General features: G+C 71.7%; 11 protein-coding genes. All 11 read left to right on the forward strand.

What is annotated here, in order from left to right; translation table 11 throughout:
* Positions 1-2: 2 nt before the first annotated feature.
* Positions 3-935 (forward strand): FAD binding domain-containing protein, encoded by a 933-nt coding sequence (locus tag J4573_RS25205; RefSeq protein WP_208258297.1) that lies wholly within the window; start codon positions 3-5, stop codon positions 933-935.
* Entirely contained in the window at positions 935-1,426 is a 492-nt protein-coding gene (locus J4573_RS25210; RefSeq protein WP_208258298.1) for a (2Fe-2S)-binding protein, read from the forward strand. The genes J4573_RS25205 and J4573_RS25210 overlap by 1 nt, the downstream gene beginning before the upstream one ends.
* Positions 1,423-2,778, forward strand: a complete 1,356-nt coding sequence (locus tag J4573_RS25215; protein WP_208258299.1) for an 8-oxoguanine deaminase — start codon at positions 1,423-1,425, stop codon at positions 2,776-2,778. The genes J4573_RS25210 and J4573_RS25215 overlap by 4 nt, the downstream gene beginning before the upstream one ends.
* Positions 2,778-5,138, forward strand: coding sequence for a xanthine dehydrogenase family protein molybdopterin-binding subunit (locus J4573_RS25220; protein ID WP_208258300.1), 2,361 nt, complete (start codon positions 2,778-2,780; stop codon positions 5,136-5,138). The genes J4573_RS25215 and J4573_RS25220 overlap by 1 nt, the downstream gene beginning before the upstream one ends.
* Positions 5,139-5,339: 201 nt before the next feature.
* On the forward strand, positions 5,340-6,794 hold the full coding sequence (locus J4573_RS25225; RefSeq protein WP_307796870.1) for an NCS2 family permease: 1,455 nt from the start codon (positions 5,340-5,342) through the stop codon (positions 6,792-6,794).
* An 8-nt stretch (positions 6,795-6,802) separates the two neighbouring features.
* Positions 6,803-7,903, forward strand: coding sequence for an XdhC family protein (locus J4573_RS25230; RefSeq protein ID WP_208258302.1), 1,101 nt, complete (start codon positions 6,803-6,805; stop codon positions 7,901-7,903).
* Positions 7,904-8,111: 208 nt separating this feature from the next.
* A complete protein-coding gene (locus tag J4573_RS25235) occupies positions 8,112-8,498 on the forward strand; it encodes an allophanate hydrolase-related protein (protein WP_208258303.1) in 387 nt (128 codons plus the stop codon).
* Entirely contained in the window at positions 8,495-9,307 is an 813-nt protein-coding gene (locus tag J4573_RS25240; protein WP_208258304.1) for a hydroxypyruvate isomerase family protein, read from the forward strand. Before J4573_RS25235 ends, J4573_RS25240 begins: the two co-directional genes overlap by 4 nt.
* The gene (locus J4573_RS25245; RefSeq protein ID WP_208258305.1) at positions 9,307-10,230 is read left to right on the forward strand and encodes an NAD(P)-dependent oxidoreductase; all 924 of its coding nucleotides are present in this window, start codon (positions 9,307-9,309) and stop codon (positions 10,228-10,230) included. The genes J4573_RS25240 and J4573_RS25245 overlap by 1 nt, the downstream gene beginning before the upstream one ends.
* Positions 10,231-10,315: 85 nt before the next feature.
* Positions 10,316-11,551: a glycerate kinase gene (locus tag J4573_RS25250; protein WP_208258306.1), complete on the forward strand. Its 1,236-nt coding sequence runs from the start codon at positions 10,316-10,318 to the stop codon at positions 11,549-11,551.
* On the forward strand, positions 11,548-12,894 hold the full coding sequence (gene allB, locus J4573_RS25255; RefSeq protein WP_208258307.1) for an allantoinase AllB: 1,347 nt from the start codon (positions 11,548-11,550) through the stop codon (positions 12,892-12,894). The genes J4573_RS25250 and allB overlap by 4 nt, the downstream gene beginning before the upstream one ends.
* Positions 12,895-12,898 lie beyond the last annotated feature (4 nt).

Raw genomic sequence — 12,898 nt, forward strand, 5'->3', positions numbered from 1 at the left:
TTATGGACTTCCTGCGCCCCGCGACCTGGGAAGACGCCCTGGCCGCCAAGGCCGAGCATCGCGACGCGCTGCCCATTCAGGGCGGTACGGACGTCATGGTCGAGATCAACTTCGATGTGCACCGCCCGCCGGCGCTGCTCGACCTGAACCGGGTCACCGACCTCACCACCTGGGACATCGCCGACGGCCCTGCTGCCTCGAGGGGGGACGACCCCCCACACCCCCCGGTGGACATGCGCGGGTGGCTGCGCATCGGCGCGGGCGTCCCGTACGTCCGGCTGATCAAGGAGCTGGGCGACAAGCTGCCCGGCCTGGCCCAGGCCTCCCGTACGGTCGGCTCCCCGCAGATCCGCAACCGCGGCTCGGTCGGCGGCAACCTGGGCGCCGCCTCGCCCGCCGGCGACAGCCACCCGCCCCTGCTGGCCGGGGACGCGGTCATCGAGGCCCAGTCGGCCGCGCGCGGGACTCGCATGATCCCCGCCACCGAGTTCTACCTGGGCGTGAAGCGCAACGCCCTGGAGGACGACGAGCTGATCAGGGCGTTCTGGACCGCTCCCGCCCCCGGCCCGCAGTACTTCTCCAAGATCGGCACCCGGAACGCGATGGTCATCGCGGTCTGCTCGTTCGCGATCGCCCTCCACCCGGAGGAGCGGCGCGTCGGCACCGGCGTCGGCTCGGCGGCTCCCACGCCGCGCCGGGCGACCGCCGCCGAGGAGTTCCTGTCCGCCGAGCTGGACTGGGAGGGCCGCGGCCCGCTGTCGATCGCCACCGCGCAGCGGTTCGGCGAGCTGGTCAAGGAGGCCGCCTCGCCGATCGACGACGTCCGCGGCACCGCCGACTACCGCAAGCACGCCATCTCGGTGATGGCCCGGCGCACCCTGACCTGGGCCTGGAGCGACTTCCGTGACGGCACGATCCGAAAGGAGGCCTCCTGATGCGGGTGAGCTTCACCGTGAACGGCTCCAAGGAGTCGGTCGACGACGTGTGGGAGGGCGAGAGCCTCCTGTACATGCTCCGGGAGCGGATGGGCCTCCCGGGCTCCAAGAACGCCTGTGAACAGGGCGAATGCGGCTCCTGTACGGTCTATCTCGACGGTGTCCCGGCCTGCTCCTGCCTCGTGGCGGCGGGCCAGGTGCAGGACCGCGAGGTCCGTACGGTCGAGGGCCTGGGCGAGGGCGACGACCTGGACCCGATCCAGGAGGCGTTCGTCGAGGCGGGCGCCGTGCAGTGCGGTTTCTGCACGCCGGGCCTGCTCGTCCAGTCGCACGACCTGATCGAGCGCAACCCCGAGCCGAGCGACGCGGAGATCCGCGAGGCGCTCGCCGGCAACCTGTGCCGCTGCACCGGTTACGAGAAGATCCTCGACGCCGTCCGGCTGGCCGCGGCCCGCAAGTCGGCCGCCGCCGAAGCGGGGGCGGGCAAGTGACCACCAAGATCATCGAGAACGCCTACGTCGTCACCGTCACCGGCGAGGAGTACCCCGGCGGCCACATCGTCGTCGTGGACAACAAGATCACCGCCGTGGGCGCCGGCCCCGCGCCCGCGATCGAGGGCGCCGAGCGGATCGACGGCACCGGCTGCCTGGCCACCCCTGGCCTGGTCAACACCCACCACCACCTCTACCAGTGGGCGAGCCAGGGCCTGGCCAAGGACAACACGCTCTTCGAGTGGCTGGTCGCGCTCTACAAGCCGTGGGCGAAGATGGACGCCGAGGTCGTGTCCGGCGCCGCGAGCGCCGCGCTCGGCTGGCTCCTCAAGTCCGGCTGCACGACGGCCAGCGACCTGCACTACGTCTTCCCCAAGGGCCGGGGCGACCTGTTCGCCGCCGAGATCGACGCGGCCGCCGAGCTCGGCATCCGCTTCCACCCGTGCCGCGGCTCCATGGACCGCGGCCAGTCCCAGGGCGGCCTGCCGCCGGACGAGGTGGTCGAGGACCTGCCGACGATCCTCGCCGAGACCGAGGCGGCGATCGACCGCTACCACGACGCCTCGTTCGACTCGATGCTGCGCATCGCGGTCGCGCCCTGCTCCCCGTTCTCGGTGAGCCGCGACCTGCTCACGCAGTCGGCCGAGCTGGCCCGCGCCAAGAACGTCCGGCTGCACACCCACCTCGCCGAGACCCTCGACGAGGAGGAGCACTGCATCGAGCAGTTCGGGATGACCCCGGTCGAGTACATGGAGACGCTCGGCTGGCTCGGCCCGGACGTGTGGTTCGCGCACGCCGTGCACCTGCACGACACCGACATCAAGAAGATGGCCGGCACCGGCACCGGCGCCGCGCACTGCCCGAGCTCGAACGCACGGCTCGGCGCCGGCATCGCCCGGATCTCGCACCTGCTGGAGGCGGGCGTGCCGGTCGGCCTCGGCGTCGACGGCGCCGCGTCCGCCGAGATGGTCTCGCTGGCCGGCGAGGTCAAGCAGGCCATGTACATGCAGCGCGCCAAGTACGGCCCGACCGCGCTCACCGCGCGCCAGGCCCTGGAGATCGGCACCATCGGCGGCGCCCGCGTCCTCGGCCGCGAGAACGAGATCGGCTCGCTGGAGGTCGGCAAGCTCGCCGACATCGCGCTCTGGCGCACCGACGGGTTCTACGCGGCGATCGACGACCCGGTGACCGCGTTCGCCTATGGCAAGACCCCGCCGCTGGCCCGGCTGCTGGTCAACGGCGAGACGGTCGTCGAGGACGACGCGCTGACCTCCGTCCCGCAGGACGAGGTCGCCCGGCGCGGCGCCCAGGCGCACCGCCGCCTGATGAAGCTCGCGGAGGAGGTCCTCTGATGGCCCCGGTTCGTACACCCGCAGGCACCCCGGTGCGCACACCTGGCGACGTCAAGGCGCCCGGCATCGGCGGCGTGGGCGACAGCCCGCTGCGCCCGGACGGGACGCTCAAGGTCAAGGGGGAGTTCGCCTACTCCTCCGACCTGTGGATCGACGGCATGCTGTGGGGCGCCACGCTGCGCAGCCCGCACCCGCGCGCCACGATCCTCTCGATCGACATCGGCCCGGCGCTGGCGATGCCCGGTGTGCACGCCGTCCTCACCCACGAGGACGTGCCGGGCCGCAAGCACTTCGGCGTCGACATGACCTGGGACCAGCCGGTCCTCGCCATCGGCGAGGTGCGCCATCAGGGCGAGCCGATCGCGCTGGTCGCGGCCGACCACCCGGAGATCGCCCGCCGCGCGGTCGAGAAGATCGCGATCGAGTGGGAGGTGCTGGCGCCGATCACCGACGCCCGCGCCGTGATCGCCGACCCCGAGGGCCTCAAGGTCCAGGACCGCGGCGGCATCACCCGCTACCAGCCCGTGCGCGTCGGCGACGTCGGCAAGGCCAAGGCCGAGGCGCCCGTCGTGGTGTCCGGCGAGTACCAGGTCGGGATCCAGGACCAGGCGTTCCTCGGCCCCGAGTCGGGCCTCGCCATGCCGGGCGAGGACGGCGGCCTGGACATCTACGTCTCCACGCAGTGGATGCACAACGACCTGAAGCAGCTCGCGCCGTGCCTCGGCCTCACCGAGGACAAGGTCCGGATGACGCTCGCGGGGGTCGGCGGCGCGTTCGGCGGCCGCGAGGACCTGTCGATGCAGATCCACGCGGGCATGCTCGCGCTGCACACCGGCAAGCCCGTCAAGATGTCCTACAACCGGTACGAGTCGTTCTTCGGCCACGTGCACCGCCACCCGGCGGAGATGCGGTACGAGTACGGCGCCACCGAGGACGGCAGGATCCTCTACGCCGAGGTCGAGATCATCCTCGACGGCGGCGCGTACACCTCGTCCACCAACAACGTGGTCGGCAACGCCGCCTCGCTCGGCGTCGGACCGTACGAGATCCCCAACATCAAGATCGACACCTACGGCGTCTACACCAACAACCCGCCGTGCGGCGCGATGCGCGGCTTCGGCGCGGTGCAGGCCTGCTTCGCCTACGAGTCGATGATGGACAAGCTGGCCGCGGCCTGCGGGATCAGCCCGGTCAGGGCCCGGCAGATCAACGCCGTCAGCCAGGGTTCGAAGCTGGCCACCGGCCAGGTCATCGAGGCCCCGGCCCCGCTGGCCGAGATGCTCGGGCAGCTTGAGGCGATGCCGATGCCGGCCCCGCTGGAGCAGCTGGTCGCCGAGGGTGACATCCGCAACTTCCCCGGCGGCGCGTCCCAGACGACGCACGGCGAAGGCGTGGTGCGCGGCGTCGGCTACGGCGTGGGCATCAAGAACATCTGCTTCTCCGAGGGCTTCGACGACTTCTCCACCGCCCGCGTGCGGCTGGAGGTCATCGGCGGCGAGGTCACCGCGCTGGTGCACACCGCGGCCGCCGAGGTCGGCCAGGGCCTGGTGACCCTTGAGGCGCAGATCGCCCGCACCGAGCTCGGCATCGAACGGGTGACCATCCACCCCGCCGACAACCAGGTGGGCGACGCCGGCTCCTCCAGCGCGTCCCGCCAGTCGTACATGACCGGCGGCGCGGTGAAGGCGGCCTGCGAGGCGGTCCGCGCGCAGCTGCTGGCGATGACCGAACGCAAGCTCGGCAGGCAGTGGCGGTCCTTCGGCGACCTGAACGTGGTCGGCGGCAAGGTCGTCTCCCGCAAGGAGGGCGTCCTGGCCTCCATCGAAGACATCCTCGGCGAGGACGTCATCGAGGAGACCCGCGAGTTCCACCACCGGCCGACGACCGGCATGGACCCGGTCACCGGCCAGGCCACCAGCCACACCCAGCTCGCGCTCTGCGTGCACCGGGCGGTCGTGGACGTGGACGTCGACCTCGGCCTGGTCAAGGTCGTGGAGATGGCCGCCGTGCAGGACGTCGGCAAGATCCTCAACCGGCTGTCCCTGGAGGGGCAGATCCACGGCGGCTCCGCGCAGGGCCTCGGCCTGGCGGTGATGGAGGAGATCGTCGTCAAGGACGGCCTGGTCCGCAACCCCTCGTTCACCGACTACCTCATCCCGACCATCCTCGACATGCCTCCGATGCGGATGGACATCCTCGAGAACCCCGACCCCGACGCCCCATACGGGCTGCGGGGCGCCGGAGAGCCACCCACGCTCTCCTCCACCCCGGCGGTCGTCGCGGCCATCCGCGACGCCACCGGCAGCGCACTCACCCGAGTGCCGGTTCGACCGGAGCACATCACAGGCGCAGCCGGTTAGCGATTGATCAACAGGGGCAGCCCGCCGTCGTACTGAAGCTCCATCTCTGATCTGAAGCGGATCTGAAGCGGAGCGCTTGGGGGACACGCGGCGGCGGGACGGACTCCACAACCGCACTGGTCGACACGCAGACAACGGGCGTCCCGGTCCTTGATGGGGCCGTCCGGCGGTCGACCACGCCCTGAAGGAGGGCACCGAACCGTGACCGAGACACAAGCACGACCTCCGAAGTCTCCGTCCTCACCCCCTGCGGGATCGGGCTCGGCCCTGGATCGCTTCTTCGATCTCAGCGGCCGCGGGACGACCGTGGCGCGCGAGCTGCGCGGCGGCATCACCACGTTCGTGGCGATGGCCTACCTGGTCGTCCTCATCCCCCTGATCATCGGTGACGCCAAGGACGTCACCGGTGCCAAGCTCGACCCGGCCCAGCTGACCACGATGGTCGCGCTCTCGGCCGGCCTGACCACGATCCTCATGGGCGTGGTCGGCAACGCCCCGCTGGCGATGGCCGCGGGGCTCGGCGTCACCCCGATCGTGGTCTTCCAGGCCGCACCACACATGACCTGGCCGCAGGCCATGGGGCTGGTGGTGCTCGAGGGCGTCATCATCGTGCTCTTCGCGTTGACCGGCATCCGAACGTTGATCATGGATGCGATACCGCTGGCCATCAAACAGGCCATCGGCGTCGGCATCGGCGCGTTCATCGCGCTGATCGGCCTGGTGGACGCGGGCTTCGTCGGCCACCACGAGACCGCCTCCACGGCGGTCGGGCTGGGCGTGTTCGGCAAGCTGGCCGGCTGGCCGGTGGCCGTCTTCTGCGCCGGCCTGGTGCTGATGCTGGTGCTGTTCATCCGCCGGGTGCCCGGCGCGATGCTGATCAGCATCGTGGCGACGACCGTGCTGGCGATCGTCATCGACAAGGTCGCGACCGTGAACCCCAAGCTGTGGGGCCCGGTCGAGCCCAAGGTGCCCGACAAGATCATCGCCACCCCGGACTTCGGACTGATGTTCAAGGTCGACCTGTTCGGCGGGTTCGAACGGGCCGGCGTCGTCACCGCCTCGGTCGTGCTGTTCACGCTGGTGCTGTCGGGCTTCTTCGACGCGATGGGGACCATCCTCGGCGTCGGTGAGGAGGCCGGGATGCTCGACGAGAAGGGCAAGCTCCCCGGCCTGAACAAGATCCTCACGGTGGACGGCTTCGGCGCCATCGTCGGCGGCGGCATCAACGGCTCGGCCAACACCGCGGTCGTCGAGTCGGCGGCGGGCGTCGCCGAGGGCGCCCGTACGGGCCTGGCCAGCGTCTTCACCGGCGTCCTGCTCACCGCGCTGATCTTCCTGACGCCGCTCGCCGGGGTCATCCCGATCGGCGCCGCCGCCCCCGCGCTGGTGATCGTCGGTGCGCTGATGATGTCGCACGCACGCAAGATCGACTGGGAGGACCTGGAGGTCGCCATCCCGGCGTTCCTGGTCATCGTCCTCATGCCGTTCACCTACTCGATCACCAACGGCGTCGCGGCCGGCGTGCTGGCCTTCACGCTGCTCAAGATCGCCAAGGGCAAGTTCGCCGAGATCCACTGGCTGAACTACGTGCTGTCGGTGGTGTTCGTCGCCTACTTCGCGCTGCATCCGATCGAGGAAGCACTAGGAATCAAATAGGAGTACCCATGCGTGAGATCGCCGACCGGATCCGTGCCTGGCAGGACGCGGGCGTCCCGTTCGCCGTCGCGACCGTCATCTCCGTCGGGGGCAGCGCCCCCAGGCAGCCGGGCGCCGCGATGGCGGTGTCGCGGGACGGCGAGGCCGTCGGCAGCGTCTCCGGCGGCTGTGTCGAGGGCGCGGTGTACGAGCTGTGCCAGGAGTCCCTGCGGACCGGCGAGGCCGTCCGCGAGAGCTTCGGCTACAGCGACGACGACGCGTTCGCGGTCGGGCTGACCTGCGGCGGCACCATCGAGGTGCTCGTCCAGCCCGGCTCGGCCGTACCGGCGGCCGGTCCGGCGGCGATCTCACGCGACGAGCAGGTGGCGTTCGCCCACCTGATGGACGGCTCCGGGGCCACCTTGGTGGTCTGGCCGGAGCGTCACCTCGGCACCACCGGCCTCGCCGACGTCGACCAGGTCGTCATCGGCGAGGCCAGGGCCATGCTCGACGGCGGCAGGACCGGGGTCCGGTCGGTGCGCTGCCGTGAGGGTCTCGATGTCTTCGTCCAGTCGTACGCCCCGGCGCCGCGCATGCTGGTGTTCGGCGCGATCGACCACGCCGCCTCGGTCGCCGAGATCGGGAGCTTCCTCGGCTACCGCGTGACCGTCTGCGACGCGCGGCCGGTCTTCGCCACCCCGGCCCGTTTTCCCGGCGCTGACGAAGTCGTCGTGGACTGGCCGCATCGCTATCTGAACGCACAGGCCGAGGCGGGGCTGGTGGACGGCCGTACGGTCGTCTGCGTCCTCACCCACGACGCCAAGTTCGACGTTCCGCTGCTCGAAGTGGCTTTGCGCCTGCCCGTCGCGTACGTCGGCGCCATGGGCTCGCGGCGTACCCACGACGACCGCACGCGCCGCCTCAAGGAGGCCGGCCTGGCCGACGCCGAGCTGGCGCGCCTGCACTCGCCCATCGGGCTTGACCTGGGCGCACGTACGCCCGAGGAGACCGCGCTGTCGATCGCGGCCGAGTTCGTCGCGCTGCGCCGCGGCGGCTCCGCGGTGCCCCTCGGCACCACCAACGGCCCCATCCACCACGACGCCGCCGAAGCGTCCGCCGATGTGGCCTGAGTCATTCCTACAGCCGCCCGCTCGGCGCGCGGCCGGGTCGTCGTAGGACCCGACAGCGTTCCTTGACGGGTCCCGGACCCCGACTTACTGTGAATTTCACGACGCGGCAATCAAATTTCGTAGAACGAAAACTCCTACGGAACTGCCGGTACCGCGCCTCCCCGCCTCTGGGGCGGATCCACGGGCCGATCACTGACCTGGAGGACCCATGCCACTGATCTTCCTGAACGGCGGCGCCATGCGTGGCGGTCCGCTCCACCACCTGCTGGACGGCTCGCCGCTGGTCTCGGTGACCACGACGGCGCCGCACTACCGCTTCTACTCGGTGGGCGACTCCTGCCCGGCGTTGTCCCCGGTCGCGCACGGCGGCACCGAGGTCCACGGCGAGGTCTACGACGTGCCGATGGACGTTCTCCGGGACAAGCTGCTGCCGGCCGAGCCGCCGGAGCTGGAGCTCGGCGTCATCGAGCTGGCCGACGGGTCCTCGTCGCTGGCGATGGTCCTGCGCCGCCCCTACACCTCCTACACCCGGCTGATCGACATCACCGAACATGGCAGCTGGGCCGAATACCGAAAGACGAAGGAGGCCGCATGACCGAGCGGTCGGAGTACGTGGTCAACTGCTCGATCCTCTTCGGCGAGCTGCCGCTGCTGGAGCGCCCCGCGGCGGCCAAGGCGGCCGGCTTCGGCGAGGTCGAGTTCTGGTGGCCGTGGCCGGGCGTCGCCGTCCCGACCGAGGGCGAGGTGGACGCGTTCTGCCAGGCGCTGGAGGACGCGAACGTCCAGCTCACCGGCCTCAACTTCTACGCGGGCGACATGCCGGCGGGGGAGCGGGGCGTGCTGAGCGACCCGGCTCGTTCGCTGGAGTTCCGTGACAGCGTCGCGGTGCTCGTGCGGATCGCCGAGCGCACCGGCGTGAAGGGCTTCAACGCCCTGTACGGCCAGCGCGTGGAGGGCGTCTCGGCAGCCGAGCAGGACCGTGTGGCGGCCCAGAACATCGCCTACGCCGCCCGCAAGATCGCCGACTTCGGCGGGACCGTGCTGATCGAGCCGCTCGCCCAGGGCCTGAACGGCGCCTACCCGCTGGAGACCGCCGCCGACGCGATCGCGGTCGTGGAACGGGTCCGCAAGGAGGGCGGCGTGGACAACGTCGCGTTCCTGTTCGACAGCTTCCACCTGGCCAGCAACGGCGAGGACCTCGGAAAGGTCGTTCAGGCGTACGCGGCGGAGATCGGCCACGTACAGCTGGCCGACGCGCCGGGCCGGGACCACCCGGGCACCGGCGACATCGACTTCACGGCGCTGCTGAGCGCCCTGGACGCGGCCGGCTACTCCGGCCGCGTGGCCCTCGAGTACAAGCCCGCGGGCGCCACCGACTTCACCTGGATGGAGAGCTTCAAGTAATGAGCAGGATCGCTTTCATCGGCCTCGGCATCATGGGCGGCCCGATGGCCGGCCACCTGGTCAAGGCCGGACACGAGGTCACCGGCTACGACGTCGCCCCGGCCGGGGTGGACAAGCTGGTCGCGGCGGGCGGCACGGGCGCGGCGAGCATCGCCGAGGCCGTCGGCGAGGCCGAGATCGTCATCACCATGCTGCCGCAGGACGAGCATGTCGAGTCCGTGATCTTCGGTGCGGGCGACGGCGAGGCCGACGGCGGGGTGCTGCGCTACGCCAAGCCGGGCGTGCTGCTGATCGACTTCTCCACGATCAAGCCGGAGACGTCGGCCAGGGTCGCCGAGGCGGGCCGCGCGCACGGGCTGCGCGTGCTGGACGCTCCGGTCTCCGGCGGCGAGAAGGGCGCGGTCGACGGCGTGCTGTCGATCATGGTCGGCGGCGCGGCCGAGGACTTCGAGGCCGCCAAGCCGATCTTCGAGATCGTCGGCAAGACCTTCGAGCTGGTCGGCGGCAGCGGCGCGGGCCAGTACGTCAAGGCCGCCAACCAGCTGATCGTCGGCGGCACCTACGCCCTGGTCGCCGAGGCGATCGTGCTGATGGAGGCCGCGGGCGTGGATGCCAAGGCCGGCATCGACGTGATCGCGGGCGGCCTGGCCGCCAGCCGGATCCTGGACATCAAGCGGGACTCCATGCTGGCCCGCCAGTTCCAGCCGGGCTTCCGGATCGACCTGCACCACAAGGACATGGGCATCGCCACCGCGGCCGCCCGCTCCGCCGAGGTGTCGCTGCCGATGACCGGCATGGTCGCCCAGCTCATCGCCGCCGCGCGGGCCAAGGGCTACGGCTCGCTCGACCACTCCGCGCTCCTCAAGATCGTCGAGGACCTGTCGGGTCGTACGGAGCTGTCGGGAAACACGAGCGCCGCCTAGTCCGGCCGCGATTCGTCGGTCGAACGTCCAGAGAATCCCTGGGCAGAGCCGTCGAAACGTAAATTCGGGGAGAATGGTGACAATCATGAGTAATGCGCACCGGGGGCAGGTGGTGATCGCCCCGGACAAGTTCAAGGGCTCGCTCACCGCCGTCCAGGTCGCCGAGCATGTGGCCGCCGGCCTGCGCCGGGTCCGCCCGGACCTGCCGCTGGTCGCCCTGCCCGTCGCCGACGGCGGCGACGGCACGGTGGACGCCGCGGTCGCCTGCGGCTTCGCCCGGCTGCGGACCTCAGTCACCGGCCCGATCGGCGAGCCGGTCACCGCCTCCTACGCCGTCCGTGACGCGACGGCGGTGATCGAGCTCGCCGAGGCCTCCGGGCTGCGGCGCCTCCCCGGCGGCGAGTCCGGGAAGCCGGAATTCGCTCCCTTGATCGCCTCCAGTCGCGGCACCGGCGAGCTGATCGACGCCGCCGTACGCGGCGGCGCGACCCGCATCGTCCTCGGGCTGGGCGGCAGCGCCTGCACCGATGGGGGAGCGGGCATGGCCGAGGCCCTCGGCGTCCGCTTTCTCGACTCGAGCGGCGCGCCGCTGCCTCCCGGCGGCGCCGCGCTCCGTTCGCTGGCCTCGATTGACACCCGCGGGCTCGACGAGCGCCTGGACGGCGTGACCTTCATCGTCGCCAGCGACGTCGACAACCCGCTGCTCGGCCCCGAGGGCGCCGCCGCGATCTTCGGCCCGCAGAAGGGCGCGAGCCCCTCGCAGGTCAGGACGCTGGAGAACGGCCTGGCCCGGCTGGAGAACATCGCCCGCCGCGATCTCGGCGCGTTCGCCGCCAAGCGCCCCGGCGCCGGTGCTGCGGGCGGCGTCGGGTTCGGCGCGATGACCTTCCTGGACGCCTCCGTCCGGCCGGGCATCGCCTTCCTGCTCGACCTGCTGGGCTTCGCCGAGCAGGTCGCCGGGGCCCGCCTGGTGATCACCGGCGAGGGATCGCTGGACCGGCAGTCGCTGCGCGGCAAGGCCCCGATCGGGGTCGCCCGCGCGGCCGCCCGCGCCACCGTTCCGACGGTCGCGGTCGCCGGGCGGCGCACCCTCACCGGCGAGCAGCTCCGCAAGGCCCGCCTGCAGAGCGCCTACGCCATCGCCGACATCGAGTCCGACCCGGAACGGTGCATGACCGAGGCCGGGCCGCTGCTCGAACGGCTGGCCGAGGAGATCGGCCGCACCTGGCTGAAGGAGCCCGCGCCCGCGGGATCCGCGTCCGCGGGGTCCCCGTCCGCGGGGTCCCCGTCCGCGTCCACGTTGATGGGAGGAGCAGCTTGACCAGCGAGCCATTCGACCTGGTGATCCGGTCGCGCCGCACCGTGCTGCCGTACGGCGAACGCCCGGCGGCCGTGGCGGTGCGCGGCGGCAGGATCGCCGCGATCGAGGACCACGACGCGGCCCTGGCCTCGGGCGCCGAGGTCAACCTCGGCGACACCGCCCTGCTGCCCGGGCTCGTGGACACCCACGTCCACATCAACGAGCCCGGCCGTACCGAGTGGGAGGGCTTCGCGTCCGCCACCCGCGCGGCCGCGGCGGGCGGCGTCACCACGCTGGTCGACATGCCGCTGAACTCGCTGCCGCCGGTCACGCTCCCGTCGGCGCTCGCCACCAAGCGGGACGTCGCCGAGGGGCAGGTCTTCGTCGACGTCGGCTTCTGGGGCGGCGCGATCCCCGGGAACGTTCCGGCGCTGCGCACGCTCCACGACTACGGGGTGTTCGGCTTCAAGTGCTTCACCGCCGACAGCGGCGTGCCGGAGTTCCCGCCGCTGTCCCCGGCGGAGATGCACGAGGCGTTCCGCGAGATCGCCTCGTTCGACGGCCTGATCATCGTGCACGCCGAGGACCCGGCCGGGCTGGCCGAGCCCGGCGACGGCGGCTACCCCGCGTTCCTGGCCTCCCGCCCGCCGTCCTCCGAGCGCAGCGCGGTCGAGCAGGTCATCCGCATCGCCGAGCAGACCGGGGTACGGGCCCACATCGTTCACCTGTCGGCCGCCGACTGCCTGGAGCCGCTCGCCAAGGCGCAGGCGCGGGGCATCCCGGTGACCGCCGAGACCTGCCCGCACTACCTGACCCTGTCGGCCGAGGACGTGCCCGCTCCGGTGCCGGACGGCCTGCCGTCCACCTCGTTCAAGTGCTGCCCGCCGATCCGCGACGCGGGCAACCGCGAGGAGCTGTGGCGGGGGCTGGCGGACGGCGTGATCTCCTGCGTCGTCACCGACCACTCGCCCTGCACCCCCGAGCTGAAGCGCGGCGACTTCGCCTCCGCGTGGGGCGGCATCGCCTCCGTCCAGCTCGGCCTCCCCGCCATCTGGAGCGCCGCCCGCGCGCGCGGCCACGGCCTCGACACGGTCGTGCGCTGGATGGCCGAGGGTCCGGCGAACCTGGTCCGGCTCGCGGGCAAGGGCCGGATCGCGGTCGGGAACGACGCCGACCTGGTCGCGTTCGCCGCCGACGAGCCGTTCACCGTCGACCCGGCGCGGCTGCACCACCGCCACCCCGTCACGCCGTACGCGGGCCGTTCCCTCACCGGCGTCGTCCAGGCCACCTGGCTGCGCGGCGAGGTCGTCGACGACACCCCCCGTGGCTCGCTCCTCCGCGCCGACCGCGCCGACCGCCGCTGACCCC

The sequence above is a fragment of the Actinomadura barringtoniae genome (assembly GCF_017573505.1).
Lineage (GTDB): Bacteria > Actinomycetota > Actinomycetes > Streptosporangiales > Streptosporangiaceae > Spirillospora > Spirillospora barringtoniae.